At 43.2% G+C, this 21,342-nt stretch carries 14 protein-coding genes and 4 pseudogenes; 4 read left to right on the top strand and 14 right to left on the bottom strand.

Annotated features, from left to right (window positions below):
• From V7K36_RS34045 to V7K36_RS07085, 4 genes and pseudogenes are all read right to left on the bottom strand, one after another.
• Positions 1–249 (bottom strand): zinc ribbon domain-containing protein, encoded by a 249-nt coding sequence (locus tag V7K36_RS34045; RefSeq protein WP_442948443.1) that lies wholly within the window; start codon positions 247–249, stop codon positions 1–3.
• A 74-nt stretch (positions 250–323) separates the two neighbouring features.
• Positions 324–512, bottom strand: a pseudogene (locus V7K36_RS07095) (recombinase family protein); the annotation flags it as partial.
• Between the two features lie 165 nt (positions 513–677).
• Complete coding sequence (locus tag V7K36_RS07090) at positions 678–1,376, bottom strand: DUF6745 domain-containing protein (protein WP_335114375.1); 699 nt, start codon at positions 1,374–1,376, stop codon at positions 678–680.
• The gene (locus V7K36_RS07085) at positions 1,376–1,717 is read right to left on the bottom strand and encodes a hypothetical protein (protein ID WP_335114373.1); all 342 of its coding nucleotides are present in this window, start codon (positions 1,715–1,717) and stop codon (positions 1,376–1,378) included. The genes V7K36_RS07090 and V7K36_RS07085 overlap by 1 nt, the downstream gene beginning before the upstream one ends.
• 433 nt (positions 1,718–2,150) lie before the next feature.
• Here V7K36_RS07085 and V7K36_RS07080 point away from each other — a divergent pair, with 433 nt between their 5' ends.
• Positions 2,151–2,726 carry a single-stranded DNA-binding protein gene (locus tag V7K36_RS07080; protein WP_335114371.1) on the top strand — a complete coding sequence of 192 codons (576 nt, stop codon included), beginning with the start codon at positions 2,151–2,153 and terminating at the stop codon, positions 2,724–2,726.
• Between the two features lie 57 nt (positions 2,727–2,783).
• On the opposite strand, the gene V7K36_RS07075 is transcribed toward V7K36_RS07080, so the two are convergent.
• The 7 genes from V7K36_RS07075 to V7K36_RS07045 form a co-directional block, all read right to left on the bottom strand.
• The gene (locus V7K36_RS07075) at positions 2,784–3,317 is read right to left on the bottom strand and encodes a GH3 family domain-containing protein (protein WP_335114369.1); all 534 of its coding nucleotides are present in this window, start codon (positions 3,315–3,317) and stop codon (positions 2,784–2,786) included.
• Positions 3,318–3,669: 352 nt separating this feature from the next.
• Positions 3,670–6,681 (bottom strand): UPF0182 family protein, encoded by a 3,012-nt coding sequence (locus V7K36_RS07070; protein ID WP_335114367.1) that lies wholly within the window; start codon positions 6,679–6,681, stop codon positions 3,670–3,672.
• A 20-nt stretch (positions 6,682–6,701) separates the two neighbouring features.
• Positions 6,702–6,866: a type II toxin-antitoxin system HicA family toxin gene (locus V7K36_RS07065; RefSeq protein ID WP_442948442.1), complete on the bottom strand. Its 165-nt coding sequence runs from the start codon at positions 6,864–6,866 to the stop codon at positions 6,702–6,704.
• Between the two features lie 165 nt (positions 6,867–7,031).
• Positions 7,032–7,250 carry a DUF1902 domain-containing protein gene (locus tag V7K36_RS07060; RefSeq protein ID WP_335114363.1) on the bottom strand — a complete coding sequence of 73 codons (219 nt, stop codon included), beginning with the start codon at positions 7,248–7,250 and terminating at the stop codon, positions 7,032–7,034.
• 209 nt (positions 7,251–7,459) lie between these two features.
• On the bottom strand, positions 7,460–7,987 hold the full coding sequence (locus V7K36_RS07055) for a transposase (RefSeq protein ID WP_335114361.1): 528 nt from the start codon (positions 7,985–7,987) through the stop codon (positions 7,460–7,462).
• A gap of 624 nt (positions 7,988–8,611) precedes the next feature.
• Entirely contained in the window at positions 8,612–9,781 is a 1,170-nt protein-coding gene (locus V7K36_RS07050) for a WD40 repeat domain-containing protein (RefSeq protein ID WP_335114359.1), read from the bottom strand.
• Positions 9,705–11,429, bottom strand: a complete 1,725-nt coding sequence (locus V7K36_RS07045; RefSeq protein ID WP_335114357.1) for an nSTAND1 domain-containing NTPase — start codon at positions 11,427–11,429, stop codon at positions 9,705–9,707. Before V7K36_RS07045 ends, V7K36_RS07050 begins: the two co-directional genes overlap by 77 nt.
• Before the next feature lie 67 nt (positions 11,430–11,496).
• On the opposite strand from V7K36_RS07045, the gene V7K36_RS07040 reads away from it, so the two are divergent.
• Positions 11,497–11,874, top strand: a complete 378-nt coding sequence (locus tag V7K36_RS07040; protein ID WP_335114355.1) for a CU044_2847 family protein — start codon at positions 11,497–11,499, stop codon at positions 11,872–11,874.
• A gap of 665 nt (positions 11,875–12,539) precedes the next feature.
• On the opposite strand, the gene V7K36_RS07035 is transcribed toward V7K36_RS07040, so the two are convergent.
• The 3 genes and pseudogenes from V7K36_RS07035 to V7K36_RS07025 all read right to left on the bottom strand — a co-directional run bounded on the left by V7K36_RS07035 (position 12,540) and on the right by V7K36_RS07025 (position 17,882).
• A complete protein-coding gene (locus V7K36_RS07035) occupies positions 12,540–15,719 on the bottom strand; it encodes an nSTAND1 domain-containing NTPase (RefSeq protein WP_335114353.1) in 3,180 nt (1,059 codons plus the stop codon).
• Between the two features lie 537 nt (positions 15,720–16,256).
• Positions 16,257–16,581 (bottom strand): annotated as a pseudogene (locus V7K36_RS07030) (IS4 family transposase); the annotation flags it as partial.
• Positions 16,582–16,937: 356 nt separating this feature from the next.
• Entirely contained in the window at positions 16,938–17,882 is a 945-nt protein-coding gene (locus V7K36_RS07025; RefSeq protein WP_335114351.1) for a glycosyltransferase family 2 protein, read from the bottom strand.
• A 181-nt stretch (positions 17,883–18,063) separates the two neighbouring features.
• Here V7K36_RS07025 and V7K36_RS34040 point away from each other — a divergent pair.
• Together V7K36_RS34040 and V7K36_RS07015 are read left to right on the top strand one after the other, a co-directional pair.
• Positions 18,064–18,344, top strand: a pseudogene (locus V7K36_RS34040) (ATP-binding protein); the annotation flags it as partial.
• A gap of 154 nt (positions 18,345–18,498) precedes the next feature.
• Positions 18,499–21,249 (top strand): annotated as a pseudogene (locus V7K36_RS07015) (ATP-binding protein); the annotation flags it as partial.
• Positions 21,250–21,342 lie beyond the last annotated feature (93 nt).

The raw sequence follows: 21,342 nt of genomic DNA, 5'->3' as shown, positions 1-21,342 counted from the left end.
TTACTCAATTCTACTTTGAGAGTCTTGAGGTTCAGTTTCTAGCTTGGAGCATGGGAGCGGTGAGCCATCACTAGACTTGCACGATTGAGCTATCCGTGCGTAGTTTAAAATGTTGCGACTAGCATTTAAATCGCGGTCGATAGACAGGTTACAAGCAAAACACTCATAAACTCTTTGATTTAAAGGCATAGATTGTTTAGCGTCACAACCAGAGCAAAGCTGACTGGATGGAAACCATCTATCAACCAAACAGAGTTTAGATCCGTACCAAACGGTCTTATATTCTAGTTGGCGCTTAAATTCAGAAAAACCACAATCACTAATAGCATAAAAATCAGTTCACTGCCAAATCGAAGTAATCTATCTTTGTGAGTTAGTACGAGTCGCTCAACTTGGTTGTCAGTAATAAGTCTAATTAATCTTTTTAAACCACGCTTACTATAATTCAACCCAGAGCCGAAATCATCAATAATTTGGAACTGCCAACCATTAGTAGAACAAAATAGTTCTAATTATTATAGGTCATTGCGTGAGTAAGTTTAGAAAGAATTAGATAATTATTTTGTTGCTGTACTCATCCCTTTCAAAGTGACTCATAAAATCTTTGCTTTCCTGCTCTAATAAACTTACTCAAAATTGCCCAAAAATTTTACCCACCTTGAAAGGGTTAGTCCTAATTACGCCTCGATCGCAGGGTTATAATCATCTGGGTTATTAAAACCTGCAATCCAGGCGGCTGCCTGATGGCAATTTCGCATCTGAGGGGGAACGCGCAGGATGTGAATATGTCCTGTGGATGGACAGGTAACTTTCAAGACCATAAGCGGCTCGTCATCCTCAAAAGGAATGTAGACTAGTTGACGTTCTCCACCAGAATCTCGATCGCGATCGCGGATCAACCCTCCCGCTTGCTGCAAAAATGTCTCGTATCCCAGACGTTCAATCAGCACACGCCGCAACTCAACATTCTCTATATTCAGGATATCCGGCCCAGTTATGGACTGGGATTCAAAGGCAATCTTATCCGTCGCCTGCACGCCTCGCCAGCGCAAGAGAAAACCATGCCCCGCAGATAAACTGGTAATCCCACTTCCGGCCAACTCGATCCAATAAGTGACGTGGAGTCCTTGGGGAAGGGTAGTGAGGTTTACACAGTCGCTGATATCAATACTTTCACAGGTGAGATTTTCAGGTAGATTGTAAAGATCCAACGCACGACTTAAATCTAGATGACCCAAAACGCGCATACGATCCCAGGCGCGATGCTCAAGGATAAGTTTTCGAGCAAGTTCAGCCGATACAGGCTCGTGGCTTTCCTTTGGGCGCTGCTTAACTGGTTTATTCGGCACACGTCCTTTCGACATGATCTTCAGCATTAGTCCATCACCTCCACGTAAGTATCAGGGCGATATTCACGTTGTCTCCAGACGCGGTATAGACCTTGGGGTAATTCAATCGCCCGATGTTCTTCATGAACTAAAGTGGCACTTGCTTCTTTAACTTCAACAAAAAGGTCACTACCATGTACCCACAACTGAACAGCATTGGATTGCTGAATGCGATGGCTGTGTCCTGTGATTTCACCATGAGCCAGAGTAGCACCTACACGCCTTTGAGTACCGACAGGTAAGTTAGCAATACGTCTGATTAGAACGTCGCCATGTCTGTACAGAACACTAGCTTGGTTAGCTTGGGAGTTATTACTGTCGTTAAACATCTTGTCATCATCTAATACTTAGTAGTTAATGTAACGTATATGTTACGGTTCATATAGTGTTCGTCTAATTTACCCACCTGGCGCGACCTTCCAGCAAGGTTGATCGCCTTGGGTGTTTTCCAGTTCACGTCAAGACTTAATTTTTGCCAAGAATTTTTTCTATTTCCGGAATCGATGGTACAATTATACTACTTAGGCAGAATTCAATGCTCATTTAGTCAAGCGAAGGTGGCGAGTAGCATATTTAATACTGTTCAAAGCGATCGCTTGGCTTTTATGTTAAGAATAACTAAAAGTAAGAGTGGATGTAAGAAATTTATTCAGGCATTATTAAAAAATGCAAACAATTAAACATATCTAGATATTAATTGGCACTACATAGAAAAACCCCCTGTTTTTCAATCAGTACTTTTTGCAGTCAGGAGTAATTATAATGAACAGCTGCGTTTTGATGGCGGAAATTCTTAACGAGCCGCAACTCCGGTATACAGCCGATAATCTGGGAGTCACGGAAATGCTGGTGCAGTTTCCCAATTCCTTGAAACCAGAAGATCCGCCAGCCACCCTGAAAGTTGTCGGCTGGGGGAATTTAGCGACAGAAATTCAGCAAAACTACCACCAAGGCGATCGGGTCATCCTGGTAGGACGTTTAACTATGAATACTGTTGAGCGTCAAGAAGGTTTTAAAGAAAAACGCGCTGAATTGACGGTGCAACAAATTCAATCTGTTGGAGGTAGTTTTAATACTGATCCATTGCCCTCAGCAACCGTAACTCCATCATTTACTGAAACTGCTCCACGACAACCATCTTCAGCATCTCGTCCTCCACAGAAAGACGTTACCACTTACGAGTCACCAGGTCCAGCGCCTACCCCAGCTACAAATCCTGTTGGCGTTACTCCCCAAGTGACAAGTTACGAACCTGTACCCCAACCCACAAATTATGAGCGAACCACTTATCCAGCAGTGAAAGAGGAAGAACCAGATCCAGATGATATTCCCTTCTAAAGTTGGTAGTTGAGCGTGTATTCAATTTGCTCACATACTTAACAACAAGCATTACGATTAGACAATTTCTACAAATAGCCATCCTTTCGGATGTGCTATTTTTTTTGTATATGCCTTGCCATTGAGATAGTAAGATTTTGCGATCGCGTTTACAGCCTGAAAAGATTTTTGTGAAGTTGATAGTAAGCGTTTTGTTCGGGGTATAAGTTTAGATTTGCCCGTTGTCCCCGATGTTTCTTGAAAAAGAATAATTGGCTCTGCTACCAGTTGAGAGAAATTTCCACATGAAGCAATATCTTCGATAACTTCGCGGTAATTTTCATAAGTGGTCAGAGGATATATCCTTTGAAATTCTGCAACCGAATCTATAGCCGCAAAGTTATACTTCTTACCGTATTTTGTATCCTTTTGAAGTTTGAGAATATTTCTGAGAAGCTTTTGTTGGACAGAGACAGCATTAACAGTGTCTTTTTGCAAACTTTTCAGGCTTCTTTTCGCTGCTACTTGCAACAAATAAAGGAGAAAAATATCCGGAATTTTATTGAATATTTTCTCAGCTTGTTCTCGAATCTTTGAGTTTATACGCAGCAATTGTTATGGAAGTCTTGTATCGCCTCAAAGGAAATGAATCACTACTGCTGAATGAGCCAGAATCAGGTATGGGTTATTAAATATTGTATATTATCATTGTTTGCGACCCAAGTCAAGGATGAGGAGCCTGTAGGCGATCGCCCAAAGCGGGGAGTCAGTCTCAATTATTCGGGAGTGCCTTTGTATACTACCCTTTTAGGCTGTTATTTGCTTATTACGTTTCTTAAATAAGCGAACCAACCGAATGGACTATGGCTGTTGCAATAAATGTTGTTAATGGCGATGTCCGAAGTCTCCGGCTTTGCGCTACGCGTCTACACTCACCGTTGCCTGCCATATATTTTAAAATAGCTTAACCTGGTGGGGCTGCTTCTTCAAAGGGACGGATAATCGCAGGGGCTGGTGTAACTTCTGGTTTAAAGATTCCCTGCAATGCTTGTTTCAATGTTTGTGCCATAACAATCCGGTTTTCGTAAGCCACGACTACCCGCACCAAAGTTGGTAGGCTATTCTGTGTCGCTTCTAGATAGATTGGCTCGACATACAGCAGCGATTGCTCAATGGGAATTACTAGTAGATTGCCTTGAATGGCTCTCGAACCCTGGCGATTCCACAGGGAAATTTGCTGGGAAATTACTGGGTCTTGGTTAATCCGCGCCTCGATTTGCTCTGGCCCGTAAACCAGGCGTTCCTTAGGAAAGACATATAGCACTAACCTACCGTAGTTCTTGCCATCCGATCGCGCCGCTAACCAAGCGATTAAATTAGTCCGTTGTTTGGGAGTATAAGGTAGAAGCAGAATAAATTCTTCTCGACGAGAGGCTGCGCCAACAAAGGTTACGGTGGGTAGACTAGTAATCAAATAATACGGCTCTACCGGACGGGGTTCACTGCCATAGATTTCGTTGGGGATTTGCCACTGGTCTTCCCGGTTGTAAAATACTTGGGGATCAGTCATGTGGTAGGTCATCAACCGCTCAGATTGAATTTTGAAAAAGTCCACCGGATACCGGGTATGACTGCGGAGATTTACTGGCATTGTACTGAGCGGTTTGAACATGTTGGGAAATATTGCTGACCAAGTGGCAATTATCGGATCGCTTGGATCGGCAATATAAAACTTAACAGTGCCGTGATAGGCATCAATCACCACTTTGATAGAATTGCGAATGTAGTTGATACCATCGCTACCAGTGTCTGAGTAAGGATAGCGATCGCTCGTCGTATAGGCATCAACAATCCAGTAAAGATAACTGGGATTACTTGAGAAATTTTGATTAGCAGCAGCTACTAAATAGGGGTCGCTGTCAAATTTAAGGAAAGGTGCGATCGCTTGAATTCTTTGCTTGACATTTCGCCGAAGTAGGACTTTTGTCTCTGGCAAAAAGTCCCGCGTCAGTACCATCTGCCAATCTTTCAAATACATCGCAAATAACCAGCGTCGCCATGCTGAACCGATTTCAACGCCACCCAGACCATCGTAAGAGTTATAAACATTGTCACTACCACTAGGGTAATCTAGCTCTCTAACTCTTGTGCCAGTCATAACATAAGTATTAGTAATTTCACCGTAATAAATTCGGGGTTGCCCAATGGGAATGCTTTCACGAATCGCTTTATTGGAAGTTGTGAGGGCGCTACTATCACCGCTAATATCTTTGACAAAATATTCTGGTAGCCCACCCGGCCCTACTGTATTAACTGGACTAACAGTAAACCCGAAACCGTGGGTATAAATAAGGCGGCGATTAACCCATGTTTGAGCTTCCTGTGGTACGGCACTGTAATCTAATTCTCGTGCGGCAATCAGTACCTGTCGCCGTTCTGTTGATTCAACTGGTTCGTGGTTAGGTTCTGCTGGCTTTTGCGGCGCAGATAGTTGGCGTGAAGTTATATCTGTTTTGAGAGTGTAGCGGTCAATATCGGCATCGGGGAACCGATAGTAAGGCCGAATTTGTTGCAGTTGACGGTTAGTTTCTAATAGTGGTCGCTGATCCCACAGGCGAATATTCCGAATTGTCAAGTCATTATTTTGAATATTAGCTTCAGTCAAAGTTCCTTGCGGGTTGAAGGTTCTAGCATCGATCGCCTCTAAATCGAATGCTTGGCGAGTCAAGGCGATAGTACGCTGAATGTAGGGTTGCTCTCGTTGTAACTCATTCGGTTGGACAATTAAATATTGCACCACAGTAGGTAGAACAACGTTAGCTGCTGCAACCAGTACTAGATAAATTCCTAACCCGTAAAATACCAATCGGCGATGCTGAGATTTGGGTTTCCAGAAAAATGTTCGCCAAAGTAGGTAGAAGGCGATCGCTACTGCCAGGATGCACAAGACGGTATAAGCTGGCAACTGGGCTGTCACATCCGTATAGCTGGCACCATAACTTACTCCACGGGTAGAATACACGAGTTCATAGCGACTTTGCCAATAACTTAAAGCTACTACCAGCATCAACAAGCCACCCATACCGAATAAATGACGTTGCTGCTGGGGCGAAAAACCGGGGAAAATTCCCTGACTCAAACTGTCCCCTGACAGGATATAAGTGAGAGTAACGGCGACGAAGCCATACAAACATAATCCCATCAGCCAGAGTTCTAGCAGTTCCCAAAAGGGTAAGGAAAATACGTAAAAGCTGATATCTTGACCAAATAAAGGCTCAGTGCTGTTGAAAAGGGTGGAGTGGAAATATTGCAGCACCTTTGGCCAGTGGCGGAAGAGAATGAATGCAAAAATGGGACTTAACAAAACTGCGATCGCAGTTAGTAAAAATTGAGGATAGATTAAGATTGCGATCGCTACTCCCACAATTAAGCCGAGATACCAGGTTTGAGAGACAATCTGCTTTAAGAGTTGCCAGATTGTCTCCGGTCGGAATAGGGCGGGAATGGGTAGAATACCCTGATTAACTGGAGAATGCCAGTATAAAAGAGCAATTTGACCATAGTGAGCCAGCATCAGCCCGATCAACAAGCTCAGTACCAGAGTTAGGGGTAATAACCAACGCAATCTTAATGGTTTAAAGAGTTGTGGCGCAAGTGTCTGGGTTTCGTTGCGTCTTGGATAATCAGGAGTGAGAAAATTTGTTAATTTACTGTTGAGTTCTGCTGACTCAATCTTTAGAGAATGGGGATATTTTAGCCGTTGTGCGAGAGCCAGGTTTAGCAGTAGATAGGCAGCAGTTATCCCAGCCACCACTACCCACAAAACACCACGAGTCACTATCCTCAACAGAAATACTTGGAGGTAGCCGACTTCCTGAAACCAAAAAATCTCTGCTCCCAGGCGGGAACCCAGATCCAACAGTAGCCACAGCCCCAAGAATACAATTAATAGTTTAAAGCCCAATTTCCAATACATTGATATGTAATTTTACCCCCCTAAAAGGCTTTGGGAAGTCCAGCTTGTTTCAAAACTCCGTTAGCGGTATGGCGTGATTTGATGGTTTCGTCTACAACAAACCGACGATCTGTGATTGGACTGTACCAGATTTCATGATCTCCTTGGCCTTGCCGTTCAAAGTAGCACCCAACTTCTGAAAGCATCTTTTTCAACTCAGGAGTAAACGACGCACCCATCTATGAAGCCACCTTAATCAACTCTTGTCGATGGCTGGTTAACTCAAAGGTGATATAGGACTCATATCTGATTTTTGAACAAGATTTCGGATAAAACCCTGATCAAACGGGATTTTCAGTCTCAGTATGTTTTCAGAAATCAAATCGGATTCCTATAGAACCCACATAGTCAGGAGGGACAATTTTGTTCAGAATGATCAGTTCTGGAATTATTTCTCGCAGCTTTTGCGTCAGAACCTCAATCATAGAAGCTTCTGTTACCAATCCAGGTACGTCATCACTAGTTGCTACCCAAACTTCTGTGTCTGAATCCCAAAATGCTTCAACCTTAAATGTGATTTGTGCTATCATCGAGTGCTTACAACGTAGTTCCAGTTTAGAACATTCGAGTTCTCAGGGTAAGCGTAGACGTACCATTAGATACTAAGCTATGTCTATGACGGGCTACGCCAACGCGAATTCATATTTATGACATAACACACGATTTTAAATCAAAAAAGGATATCAAACAGGAAATCTTGATCATCAGAATTACGTTCCGGGTTTTCTGGATCATCTGCTCAACGCTGGGGATTATTTAAAATATATTGTTGGATATTATCTACAGATTTTTGCTCTCTTCCAATGTGTTCATAAAAATTGCGTTGCCAGATTGATTGTCCTTTGGTCTGCCAAATTATATTAATGCGTTTGCTGACAACGCCTTTATCGCTGCGAATAACTGCCGAAATAGAACCATGTACAGGTTTACCAAATTTTTCTGTGTTGCAGTCAAGATGTTGATTGAGGGCACAACAATGTTGTGCCCCTACGGGTTTGTCGATCATGATTAAGATACCGTGTAGGTGGTTAGGCATGACTACAAAGGTATCTAATTCAATGTGGGGAAAATGATCGGGTATTGTTTGCCAGCAGTTGAAGGCAATATGACCTAAAGAATTTAATTGCATTTCGCCCTTAACCACATTACCAAATAAACATTGCCGCGCTTTGGTGCAAATGGTAATGAAATATGCACCAGGTTGGATGTAATCGTACCTTTTCAAGCGAATAGAATGGCGGTGGTGTATTTGTGGATCATAGGGCATTGATTTTTACATACAGTTACTAGTAATGTGTGTTTATTTTAACTGATAATTTCTATTGCCATTGATCTAAATAACGTAGGGGCACGGCATTGCCGTGCCCTCCTACCCATTTGGCATCTCAACGAGAAATAATATTGTTTTGCACAATGCATATTACATTTGAATGATACTAATTCCTCTACGGAAAATTACAAACAAAATCTTGGCTGCGGTGAACAGTTCTATCAGGGCACAACAATGTTGTGCCCCTACGCAAGATATTTGTGGTAGCTTTAGTTTGCAGATTTGTGAAAATGGGATAGTAAGGTAAATATTTGCCTTTTAATCACCATCATTCACCCTTGGATCTAAGTTGTTGCAGTTCAAAGGTCGAAGTTCCGAGTTCAAAGGTCGAAGTTCCGAGTTCAGAGGTCGAAGTTCCGAGTTCAAAGGTCGAAGTTCCGAGTTCAGAGGTCGAAGTTCCGAGTTCAAAGGTCGGAGTTCCGAGCAAAAAGGTCGAAGTTCCGAGTTCAAAGGTCGGAGTTCCGAGTAAAAAGGTCGAAGTTCCGAGTTCTGAAGGTAAAAACTGGAGTTCTGAGCTTCAAAATTGGAGATTAAAGGTTTATTTTTCCTGTTTTCTTCTGATTAATCCCCTATTTTAACTTCTTCTTTACTCCAGACATATTTACGGCAGACTTCGCAGGCGGCTTTTGCTTCCTCAGTTTGCGGATTAGTGAAGATGGGATGGTAACGCAACCTGTCGCAACAGACTTGCAACCATACACGCCAACCACTCTGCCACAACCGCACTGTGCCGTCACCACCACCACTGACAATTGTTTGCCCATCGGCGCTGATGGCGACAGACCTGACATCACCTTGATGACCGTACAATGGTTCAGCTAAGGCAAGACCTTGGCGGTTCCACAACCGCACTGTGCCATCATTACCGCCACTGACAATCGTCTGCCCATCGGCGCTGATGGCGACAGAATTGACACAATCTTGATGACCATACAATGGTTCAGCTAAGGGAAGACCTTGGCGGTTCCACAACCGCACTGTGCCGTCATGACCGCCACTGACAATCGTCTGCCCATCGGCGCTGATGGCGACAGACCTAAAATCACCCTCATGATCACGTGAGGCAATGGAGACTCTTACCTTATTCACTACCTGATTCAAACTGTTCTGAACTGGTGCAAGAATGTGCTGAGGTAATTTCTCCTGATTCTCACCAATTGTTTGAATTGCCAAAACTAGACTATCTAGGGGTTGGAAAGGCAATAAATTCTCTACCCTTGCGGCTTTCTCTAACAATCGTGATTCAGTGAGTGCCTTTTCTAATGTAGCAATCTGGTGCTGTTCAAAAGCATCGCTGCGTTGGTAAAAATTTTTGGATTGAGGTGATGATAAAAACTCTAGCTGTTGCCAATTTTCCCGCACCTCTGCCAACAATCCCCCCTGGATTAAGTATTTTTCATTCTCCCCTTTGTTCAACCACTCGCGTAAAGCATCTGCTAATCTATCGCTCAACCGCCGCAAATCTCGGTTTTGTTGTCGCCATTGGGCAAACCTCTCCCAACCCTCAATTAAGGCTTCATGCGCTAAATCAATCCAAGCTTTTCCTTGTTCATCTTTCCCAGCTACCAGCAAACGTCCTTTCACCAATCCTTCATCTAGCAATTCACTTAATGCTTGCTGCTGTTTTTGCTCATTACCAGCAATGGTTAACAGTTCAGCTTTTGGTTGGCGCTGTCGCGTGTCCTTTTCTCCCTCTCCCGTTCGCACTAATCGCAGGAAATATTTGCCCAATCCAGTCCTTCTCCTGTTCATTTCGTTCTTGAGTCGGGGAATCCTGCTGATAATCTTCGTAAAGATAAACATTTTCTGCATGAAAATTCAGCGCCCCTGTCAATCCTTGGAAGTTTTCATACTGTTCTAGGGTGAGTTGATGCTTTTGTTGGTCGCGTTTTTCCCAGAGTCTAGTTAAAGCAAACTCCATCAACGGCAAGTATCCCGGTTCTTTACCAACATCTTCTAAAATTTTCAGTACTAGTTTTTCTTCAACACTATGACCTTGAAGTTTAGCTGGTTCGGTTATTGTCTGTTTTAAATCAACTCCAGTGATACGCGGCATCAAAACAAGCTGATTTTCAATCAATTTATTTAAAGAGGGATAGTCTAAACATGGTTCGAGAAAATCCGCTCGCATGGTAATCACAACTTTCAACCGCGAATCGGTCATCTCTACTACCTGAGTTAGCAATTCAATAAATCTCTGCTTGTCTTCAGCAACAGAGACAGTAAATAGTTCCTCAAACTGATCTACTACCAATAAAAATTTTTCTGCACCTGTGAGATGCTCCAGAATTACAGGTAAAGGATTCGGTTCATTAGTAATCAACTCCGAAAGCAATCTTTCTTTTTTCGCCCCTTGGAAAAATGCTTTCAGAACTCCTCTCAATTCCTGCAAAGGCTGAAATCCTGGTTTGATTGGCGGTAAAATTTGCCAGACACTATCATCTAATTCTGGAATCAAACCCGCCTGAACCACGGAAGATTTACCACTCCCGGAAGGGCCAATAATCGGAACAAAGGGCTTTTGTGCCAGTTTCTCCAGAATCTTCCTCACAACCTGCTTGCGCCCAAAGAAAAACTGTTTTTGTTCGGCTTCAAAGGCTTTTAACCCTTGGTAAGGACATTCATCTTTGACTTCAAAGGTTTGAACTTGTCTTTGATTCTTGTGGGTAATTAGAGTAATGGAACGCCCCCAACCCATGCGGATTGGTTCTTGACCACTACTTTTAAGTTCTGTAGCAAGTATATCGAAGAGGCGATCGCCTGTCACTTTTCCATGATCATTAGTGTTCTCTGGTGACAAACCAGCCAGCAAAGCTGTTGTAAAAATACTGTGTTGTACGCTTTTTTTGGCATAGGCTTGTTGAAAACCTCTGCAAGCAGCAATAAAATAGTAATCGCGCTGTGAAATAAAGGCAGTAAAAGTTTTTTCGATGAGATTGCGTTCTAAAAATTCACCGCTGTGACAGCAATCTAACAGCACTACTAGATTACTCAAGTCGGAATCTCTAATTAAATTGTTCAGACTGAGAAGACTAATCCCGCCTGTTTGTTCAATAATTTGGTTGCCTTGAGTGACAATTGTCAAGTCAGAAGTCGCTAGATATGCTTGTTGTGTTCCTAAGCTGTCAGATACGGTGATGCCATGCCCTGTAAAGTAAATTAGCGCTTCGTTTTTAACTGCTTGTTGTTGCAAAAGTGTTTTTAAAGCTTCAGCCAACTTAGTTGTACTAACTTTCCCTTTCAGAACAGCGATATCCTCAAAATCACCATGCGCTTTTAGTACCTGTTCTACCGCTTCTGCATCCGTAGCTGGTTTTGTGAGGTTGGGAAGCTGATTTGTATAATCTGTAATGCCAACTACAAGCGCGTAACGAGCCATCTATACATATTTAAGTTGTCTGTTACAGAATAAGATAACGTAAATACACCTAAAATCTGAGGGCTTGATGTCGAACATAAAACGTTTAGTCTTTGAAGAAGACGGGGAAATCTATACAATTCTGTTCGAGTCAAAGGAAACGCCAACTGTTCCAGAAGTAGTCACACCCGAGGTTGATGAAGATAAAGAATCCTACGGCTGGCGGGAAGAGGCATTTGTCAAGATTGATGAAGTTCACCATCAAATTCGAGCTTATACTAAATATGCCATTGGCGCTTTTAAAAATTTAGGTACTGCTGAAGTTGAAGAGATTACTCTGAAGTTTGGCTTGAAGATAGGCGGAAAAACTGGTATCCCTTATCTAACTGAAGGTTCGGCGGAGAGTAATTTTGAAATTGAGGTGAAGTGTAAGTTTCCTGAGAAGAAGCAAAATTCTAGCACTTGAGATTTTGCTTTAGTAGAGATAAGCTTTATACCTTCAACTCTGCTAGGAATTATGGAAGCGATCGCTCCGACGGGCTACGCCTACGCCTTTGATTGATCATCATTCACCCTTCAATCTCGGATGTTGCAGTTCAAAGCATGAAGTTTTGAGTTCAAAGGGTGAGCGATCGCCTTTCAATAACCATTATTCTTATATAGGACTTACGCAAAATATCTCTCAAACTCTGATTTATACGTGTCCTCTGCCGTTCATTATTCCGTAAGTCGTGCGTAAGTCCTAATTATAGAAAAATGGGTGGTTAGAAACCGCATCTACATAGGTAAAACCCGCCTAAGCGGGTTGAATACCTTGATTTTCCATAAGCCCACATTCGCGTAGGTTCCGAAGGAAAGGTGTGGCTCTTGTTTGTGTAGCTGCGAATTCTATGAGACTGTTGGCGAATTGATAGGGGGTCTAACCCCTCAGCCTGAATCCATCTTAATTTCTTTAATCTTCAGTGCGTTTCAACGCACTTTAGCTATTAGCCCGCAATTTATTGCAGGGCGGGAAAGCAATGCCAAACTAAGGTTTTAGGGGTGGGGGGTTTAACAAGAGAGTGAATTCGCCAACAGTCTCATTCTATTCGCCCTGGCTCTAAATTGACACCAATGGGCAATGTCGTGTCCTTATCCGCGTACTTTACTCCAAACATATTTACGGCAGACTTCGCAGGCCGCTTTTGCTTCCTCTGTTTGCGGATTGGTGAAGATGGGATGATAACGTAACCTGTCACAACAGACTTGCAACCATGCACGCCAGTCACCGCGCCACAATCGCACAGTGCCGTCTTCACCGCCACTAACAATGGTCTGCCCATCGGCGCTGATGGCCACAGAATAGACCCAACCCTGATGACCACGCAATGGTTCAGCTAAGGGAAGACCTTGGTGGTTCCACAACCGCAACGCGCCGTCATCACCGCCACTAACAATCGTCAGCCCATCGGCGCTGATGGTAACAGAATAAACCCAACCCTGATGACCACGCAATGGTTCAGCTAAGGGAAGACCTTGGTGGTTCCACAACCGCACCGTGCCGTCAGTACCACCACTGACAATCGTCAGCCCATCGGCGCTGATAGCGACAGAATAGACCCAATCCTGATGACCACACAATGGTTCAGCTAAAGTCAGACCTTGGTGGTTCCACAACTGCACCGTGCCATCACTACCGCCACTGACAATTGTCTGCCCATCGGCGCTGATGGCCACAGATAAGACATCACCCTGATGACCACGCAATGGTTCAGCTAAAGTCAGACCTTGGTGGTTCCATAACCGCACCGTGCCGTCACTACCGCCACTGACAATCGTCTGCCCATCCGCGCTGATGGCGACAGAATAGACCCAACCCTCATGACCACGGAAGGGTTCAGCTAAAGTCAGACCTTGGTGATTCCACAACCGCACCGTGCCGTCAGTACCACCACTGACAATCGTTAGTCCATCGGCGCTGATGGCCACAGAATAGACCCAACCCTGATGACCACGCAATGGTTCAACTAAAAGAAGACCTTGGCGATTCCACAACCGCACCGTGCCGTCGGTAGCGCCACTGACAATTGTCTGCCCATCGGCGCTGATGGCCACAGACCTGACATTACCCTCATGACCACGCAATGGTTCAACTAAAAGAAGACCTTGGCGATTCCACAACCGCACCGTGTCGTCACCACCGCCACTGACAATGGTCTGCCCATCGGCGCTGATAGCTACACAATAGACCCAACCCTGATGACCATGCAATGGTTCAGCCAAGGGAAGACCTTGGCGGTTCCACAACTGCACTGTGTGGTCATCACCGCCACTGACAATCGTCTGCCCATCGGCGCTGATGGCCACAGATAAGACAACACCCTGATGACTACGTAATGGTTTAGTTAACGGAAGACTTTGGTGGTTCCACAACCGCACGGTGCCGTCACCACCGCCACTGACAATGGTCTGTCCATCGGCGCTGATGGCCACAGATAAGACAACACCCTGATGACTACGCAATGGTTCAGTTAAAAGAAGACCTTGGCAGTTCCACAACCGCACGGTGCCGTCACCACCGCCACTGACAATGGTCTGTCCATCGGCGCTGATGGCCACAGAATTGACATAACCCTGATGACCACGCAATGGTTCAACTAAAAGAAGACCTTGGTGGTTCCACAACCGCACCGTGCCATCAATACCGCCACTGACAATTGTCTGTCCATCGGCGCTGATGGCCACAGAAGAGACATTACCCTCATGACCACGCAATGGTTCAGCTAAGGGAAGACCTTGGAGGTTCCACAACCGCACCGTGCCATCAATACCGCCACTGACAATTGTCTGTCCATCGGCGCTGATGGCCACAGAAGAGACATTACCCTCATGACCACGCAATGGTTCAGACAAGGGAAGACCTTGGTGGTTCCACAACCGCACTGTGCCGTCAGTACCGCCACTGACAATTCTGTGCCCATCGGCACTGATGGCCACAGAATTGACATCATCCTCATAACCACGGAAGGGAATGGAGACTCTTGCTTTATTCACTACCCGATTCAAACTGTTCTGAACTGGTGCAAGAATCTGCTGGGGTAGTTTCTCTTGATTCTCACCCATAGCTTGAATTGCCAAAACTAGACTATCTAAGGGTTGGAAAGACAGTAAATTCTGTACCCTTGCCGCCTTTTCTCGCAACTGGGATTCAGTGAGTGCCCTTTCCAGTTCGGCAATGCGGTCTTTTTCATCAGCATCACTGCGCTGGTAAAAAGCTTCATCTTCTTGGGGTAATTGTAAATGGGGCTGCAATTGTTGCCCGCTATCCCTCACTTTTGCCAGCAGTCCCTCTTGCATCAAATATTTGTCATCCGGCCTTTTGTTCAACCATTCCCGCCGGGTATCTTCTAATTTATCACTCAACCGCCGCAAGTCTCGGTCTTGTTGTCGCCACTGGGCAAACTGCTGCCAACTTTCAATTAAAGCTTCATGGGCTAAATCAATCCAGACTTCTCCTTTTTCATCTTTCCCTGTAAGCAACAAGCGTCCCTTAACCAATCCCGTTTTCCCATCTAGTAACTCACTGAGTTGTTGTTGTTGATTGAGATCATCACCTGCAATATTTAATAGTGTGGCTTTTGGTTGGCGCTGGCGAGTGTCTTTTTCTCGCTCTCCCGTTCGCACTAACCGCAGAAAAATCTGCTTAATCCATTCTTTTTCCTGCTGACTGCGTTCTTGGGTTGGGGATTCTTCCTCATAATCTTGGTAGTGATAAACCTTTTCTGCATAGAGATTTAACGCCCCAGTTAATCCTCCCAACTTCTCATACTGTTCTAGGGTGAGTTGATCTTTCTTTTGATGGCGTTTCTTCCAGAGTTTAGTTAAGGCAAACTCCAACAAAGGCAAGAACTCTGGTTCTTGTTTAAGATTTTGGAGAATTTTTAATAGTAGTGCTTTTTCAACACTATGATCCTGAAGCTTGGTAGGTTCGGTGATTGTCTCCTTTAAATCAACTGGCATAAAATCTGCCTGGGTTTGAATCAGGTGAGTCAGAGAGGGATATTCTAAACAGGGTTCGAGAAAATCCGCTCGCATAGTAATTACAACTGCTAACCGCGAATCATGAATCTCTACTACCTGAGTCAGTAGTTCAATGAATCTCTGCCGTTCTTCCTTATCTGCACAAACTGTAAATACTTCCTCAGACTGATTTACCACCAGCAAAAATTTTTCTGTGCCAGGAAGATTTTGGAGATCATTAGTAGGTTTAGTCAGACTGTCAAAACTGTTCTCATACTGAGCAATTTCTAGGACAAGGGCGTATTGTGTCATCTTATTTTGTTAAAACTATTGGGTAAATCGCCTATGTCTACTAAGATACCCAATTAAAGGATCATTATCCTCAGTATACTTAAGGACTTTAGATTGAAAATTCCGCTAGCATCTTAGTAACACGCGGTAGTAGCATAAGATTAAAGTCTTAGTGACTGGGATAAGCTCTATACCTTACAGTTCGCTAGTAATTACGTAAGCGATGTCTCCGACGGACTACACCTACGCCTTTGACTCACCATAATTCACCATTGGATCTCGAATTTCCGAGTTCTGAGCATGAAATTTTGAGTTCAAATGGTAAGCGTTTGCTTTTTATTCATCATGATTCACACTTGGATCTTGGATATTGCTGTTCTGAGCTTGAAGTACCGAGTTCTCAGGATAAGCGATCGCGCTTCACTTACCATAATTAAGGAAGTTATACCCATGCCATTTGTAGAATCAAAACAATAATCGTTGCAGAATCCAGTGTTTCTTTAAGTAAAAACACTGGATTCTAATATTATAAATATATAAATCAATACCTCTGCCCATTTACGAGGGTTCAACGCCGGTGGAAACGGGATGAATACGTCCTAAAGCAGTAAGCTTGGCAAAAATCTGGGTTAATAAAATAGGCTCAGGGATTTCGGGAAGCATTTTTAACATTTCACGAACATATCGAAAACCACGATGGTAAGCCTTAAGATCAATAATGCCGGAACCGGGATTGAGTTGACGGAAATCAGCGAGAAGATGGTGGGATAAATTGACCATAAAAAATGCGTGTTTTAGAAGCATTAGTCACAGCAGTTTGGCTCAGGTTCATAAAATCTTCCAATCCCCAAAACTGCTTGGTATCCCTAAAATTAAACTTTATCTACGGTAACAGGCATTGTAGTAGTGATAGGATATCGAGCATGGGCTGCTTGTAGCTTTTGAGTTATCGTTGTGAGAGACAATAACTCTACTACCTCAGCCCTCTCTCTTTATACTATTTTTTTGGCGAAGGTATTGTTTATCGTAGATGTTTGCATATATCACACCCAAAACTGACTCTAGCTTGAGAAAAGGAGTCTGTCTTTTTACTTGATAATTTCTTCAAAGCCTTTTATCACAGTACTCTTATTTCTACTCTTTATGAAGACACCGTATTATGACAAGAGCCGCACCCATATGTTTTTTATTCAGGCATAACATTCTCTCATAATCAAATGATTGTCAACGATTAAAAAGCTAGGACTCAATCAACACCAGCTTACGAACCTCAGAATTTTGTCCCTGAGAGCGGCGTGATGAGGCAGCTGTTAGCAAAAACTTCCAAGACTGAGGAGAAAGTATAGACAAATCTATGATTGAAAGGAAACTCTTGAGATTTTTTTGCTTCAGTGCTACTAAAATCCAATGCAGTTTTAGGTAATTTTTTATATCCTGAAAGACGGGAATCTTTGAGCGATGTTGGTCATTTACCAAGGCGTAAATTTTCTCCTTCATCAAAATATTTGTAGCTAACCGCCGAGATAAAGAAAACTTTTGATTATAAGCACCAGGCCAGATAGTCCGGTAAGCAAAACACTGGTTGCAAAAAATAGCATCGCCAAACTGAGCAATCCGAATCCAAGAATCGATGTCATCACAGTTAGCATCAAGTGTGGAGTCCCAACCACCAGTTTGGAGGAAAGTATCACGTCTGCAAGCTACTTGGACAGGCGTCCCAAAAGGTACAAGCTCTAAAAGCATACCGTAGTGAATATCGGCTTGTGGGATATAAAAAGCTAAACCAGGGCCAACTTGGGGGGTGCGACTGAGTTCAACTTCATTACCATCCACCTGAGCCGCCACACAAGAGCAGATTACAGCATCGGGACGAAGTGCGATCGCCTTCGCCATCTCTTCTATGCAGTTGGGCGCTAAATAGTCGTCATCATCCAAAAACTTAATCCAGTCGCCGCTAGCTTTGGCAACTCCAGCATTTACCGTTGCTGCATGACCAAGGTTCACTTCGTTACGATGGTAAACAACCTTGTCCCCTAAGCTTTTGAGATATGTTTGGGTGTCATCAGATGAACAGTCGTCGGCAACAACCACCTCGCACTCGATTGTTTGGTTACGAGCCGAGTTAATTGCTCTTTGCAGCAAGTTCAAGCGATTATAGGTACTGATGACGACGCTAAATTTCATAAATTTTACCCCTGTGGTACAGCATTCTGCAATATAGCTTTGATCTTTAGGCTGTTGTATCAGTAAAATTATCAATCCAGCAATTCTCATTATGGGAATAATTATCACTACCACTCAGAACGATGATGTTGTAAGTTATCAGCAGTCCATGACTGACTCTATACAAACCCTAACCCCTTGTGATGCCTTAGAAGAATCAAATACCGGCCGGAGTTTTGCAAAAGTTCAAACGAATCCCAACTGCATTAACATTCAAACATTGATCGAAAATGAAATGGTAAAGGGATGAGTGAATCGGTAAAACAAAAAATTTTTGACCATTTATTTACTACTAAAGCTGTCAGTAAAGGAACGGGTTTAGGACTGGCGATCGCTCGTCAAATCGTTGAAAAAAACCACGCCAGAAAATTGAGTGCTGACTCTATTCTCAGTGAGAGGATAGAATTCTTCATCAAATTTTAGGTATAAATTATTACTGATCGTATTAGATTGGTGAGAATTGAAAGTTATAGATCCCTGACAACTTTTATGAAGTCGGGGATCTTGTCTCTGATGAATGATTAAGTAGGACTATCTCTGGGAATACTAAATCTGAAAGTCTTCAGGATTTAGCTGTATGGTAAGTACTCTAGCCAGTATTCCCGGATATCAAGTAAGTGAACAACTCTACAATGGTTCTAGAACCCTGGTTTATCGTGGTTATCGAGAGACTGACCACAAACCTGTGGTGATTAAACTGCTGAAAAATCCATATCCGGGTTTTGGCGAATTGGTACAGTTTCGCAATCAGTACACCATCGCCAAAAATCTCAACTCACCCCTAATCATCGCCACTTACAGCCTAGAACCCTGCCAAAATGGCTATGCGCTGGTGATGGAAGATTTTGGAGGGATTTCTTTAAAAGATTATTTCATCTCTGTAGAGACGCGATCTATCGCGTCTCTACAGGAATTTTTGCAGATTGCGATCGCACTCTGCAATACCTTAGATATTCTCTATCGAGAGCGGATTATTCATAAAGATATTAAACCCGCTAATATTTTAATTAATCCCGAAACAAAAGAAGTTAAATTAATTGATTTTAGTATTGCATCTCTACTACCACGGGAAACTCAAATACTCATCAATCCCAATATATTAGAAGGGACACTAGCTTATATTTCGCCAGAACAAACAGGAAGAATGAATCGGGGGATTGACTACCGCACTGACTTTTATTCAGTCGGAGTCACTTTTTATGAGTTACTCACAGGAGAATTACCCTTTCAATCCAATGAGCCGATGGAATTGGTGCATTGTCATATTGCGAAACTTCCACCTTTAGTATCTGAAATTAACCCACAAATCCCGTTTTCCCTCTCGGAGATTGTCAATAAATTGATGGCTAAAAATGGCGAGAACCGCTATCAAAGTGCCTTGGGACTAAAGTGTGATTTAGAAACTTGTTTACATCAGCTACAAGTTGATGGTGAAATTAAGAGTTTCCCAATTGCTCAACGGGATGTGTGCGATCGCTTTATCATCAGAGAAAAACTCTACGGTCGAGAAATCGAGGTAGAAATCCTCCTGCAAGCATTTGAGCGAGTTAGCCTTGGTGCAACTGAAATGATGTTGGTAGCAGGTTTTTCTGGAATTGGGAAAACAGCAGTTGTCAACGAAGTTCATAAACCGATTGTGCGCCAACGTGGTTATTTTATTAAAGGGAAATATGACCAATTCCAGCGCAACATCCCCTTCAGCGCTTTTGTCCAAGCCTTCCGCGATTTGATCTGGCAATTACTCTCAGAATCAGATGCACAACTGCAAGTCTGGAAAAGCCAGATTCTGGAAGCCGTTGCCGACAATGGGCAAGTCTTGATTGATGTGATTCCTGAATTAGAAAATATTATCGGTAAACAATCACCAGCAGCAAAACTATCAGGAAGTGCTGCCCAAAATCGCTTTAATATGCTCTTTCCAAAGTTCGTGCAAGTTTTTACTAGTGCTGAACATCCTTTAGTAATGTTTTTAGACGACTTGCAATGGGCAGATTCCGCATCGCTGAATTTGGTACAATTATTGATGCAAGAGACAGGATATTTATTAGTATTAGGTGCTTATCGAGACAATGAAGTTTCGCCCGTCCATCCATTTATCTTAACAGTGGATGAGGCCGTCAAAACTGGGGTGACAGTGAATACGATTACTTTGTCATCGTTAAGCGAACCAGATATAAATCAATTGGTGGCAGATACGCTCAATTGCGAGTTATCTATTGCCGAACCATTGACAAAATTTGTGGCTCAAAAATCCCAAGGTAATCCGTTTTTTGCTATACAGTTTCTCAAGGCATTACATGATGACAAGCTAATTAGTTTTGATTGGGAGAATCGATATTGGCAGTGTGATATTGCTCAAGTAAAAGCCTTAGCAATTACTGATGATGTCGTGGAGTTTATGGCACTGCAATTGCAGAAGTTGCCGAACGAGACTCAGAATATACTCAAACTGGCAGCTTGTATTGGAACACAGTTTGATCTGGTGGCTTTAGCGATTGTCTCAGAAAAATCCTTAGAACATGCAGCAGCTGATTTATGGAAAGCGTTGCAAGAAGGGTTAATTATTCCGAATACGGAAATATATAAGTTCTTTATCGAGTCTGACAGTGCGTCAGTTTCTGATGTAGCAGCGAATCCGACTTATCGATTTTTGCACGATCGCGTTCAACAAGCAGCTTATTTTTTGATTCCTGATGACCAAAAGCAAACAGTCCATCTCAAAATTGGACAGTTACTTCAGCAAAACTTTTCAGAAATAGAACGAGAAGAAAAACTATTCGATATTGTTGGACATTTGAATCGAGGACAAGCATTAATTAATCAACCAAAGGAACGGGAAGCCTTAGCTAAACTTAACTTCAAAGCTGGCAGTAAAGCCAGAAATTCAACTGCCTATGCCGTCGCCAGAATGTATCTACAAACTGGAATCGATCTACTAGAGGTGGATTGTTGGCAAAGTCAGTATAATTTGACCCTAAATCTGTATGTCGCCGTCACCGAAGCCAGCTATTTGAATGGTGACTTTGAGGGTATGGAACAGAAGGCAGCACTGGTGTTGCAGAATGCCCAGACGATTTTAGATAAAGTAAAAATTTCCGAAATTCAAATTATTGCCCTGACTACCCAAAGCCAGATGTCAGAGGCGATCGCAGTTGGCAGAAATGCTCTAGTAGAATTGGGAGTAGAACTCCCTACGGAAGTAGACGAAGCCAAGATTGGCGTAGCCTTACAAGACCTGAACCACCAACTCCAGAGTAGACAGCTTGAAGAACTGGTTGATTTACCATTAATGAGCGATCCCACGTCAGTGGCAGCAATGCAACTATTAACCCAAGTTGCGGGTTATCGACTGATATGAACTTGTGATACTCAATTAATGCGATCGCGTACAAGAAAGTGAGGTTGGTGCGTAGCGCCAACC

The sequence above is a fragment of the Nostoc sp. genome (assembly GCF_036919555.1).
Lineage (GTDB): Bacteria > Cyanobacteriota > Cyanobacteriia > Cyanobacteriales > Nostocaceae > Nostoc.
The sequence above is the reverse complement of the archived record's forward strand: the minus strand, read 5'-3'. Positions and strand labels throughout refer to the sequence as shown.

What these genes read in the sequence shown, in the direction of transcription:
- V7K36_RS07090 (WP_335114375.1), bottom strand. Translation starts at nt 1,376, where the DNA reads ATGCTGAAGATCATGTCGAAAGGACGTGTGCCGAATAAACCAGTTAAG.
- V7K36_RS07085 (WP_335114373.1), bottom strand. Translation starts at nt 1,717, where the DNA reads ATGTTTAACGACAGTAATAACTCCCAAGCTAACCAAGCTAGTGTTCTG.
- V7K36_RS07080 (WP_335114371.1), top strand. Translation starts at nt 2,151, where the DNA reads ATGAACAGCTGCGTTTTGATGGCGGAAATTCTTAACGAGCCGCAACTC.
- V7K36_RS07070 (WP_335114367.1), bottom strand. Translation starts at nt 6,681, where the DNA reads ATGTATTGGAAATTGGGCTTTAAACTATTAATTGTATTCTTGGGGCTG.
- V7K36_RS07065 (WP_442948442.1), bottom strand. Translation starts at nt 6,866, where the DNA reads ATGCTTTCAGAAGTTGGGTGCTACTTTGAACGGCAAGGCCAAGGAGAT.
- V7K36_RS07060 (WP_335114363.1), bottom strand. Translation starts at nt 7,250, where the DNA reads ATGATAGCACAAATCACATTTAAGGTTGAAGCATTTTGGGATTCAGAC.
- V7K36_RS07055 (WP_335114361.1), bottom strand. Translation starts at nt 7,987, where the DNA reads ATGCCCTATGATCCACAAATACACCACCGCCATTCTATTCGCTTGAAA.
- V7K36_RS07045 (WP_335114357.1), bottom strand. Translation starts at nt 11,429, where the DNA reads ATGGCTCGTTACGCGCTTGTAGTTGGCATTACAGATTATACAAATCAG.
- V7K36_RS07040 (WP_335114355.1), top strand. Translation starts at nt 11,497, where the DNA reads ATGTCGAACATAAAACGTTTAGTCTTTGAAGAAGACGGGGAAATCTAT.
- V7K36_RS07035 (WP_335114353.1), bottom strand. Translation starts at nt 15,719, where the DNA reads ATGACACAATACGCCCTTGTCCTAGAAATTGCTCAGTATGAGAACAGT.
- V7K36_RS07025 (WP_335114351.1), bottom strand. Translation starts at nt 17,882, where the DNA reads ATGAAATTTAGCGTCGTCATCAGTACCTATAATCGCTTGAACTTGCTG.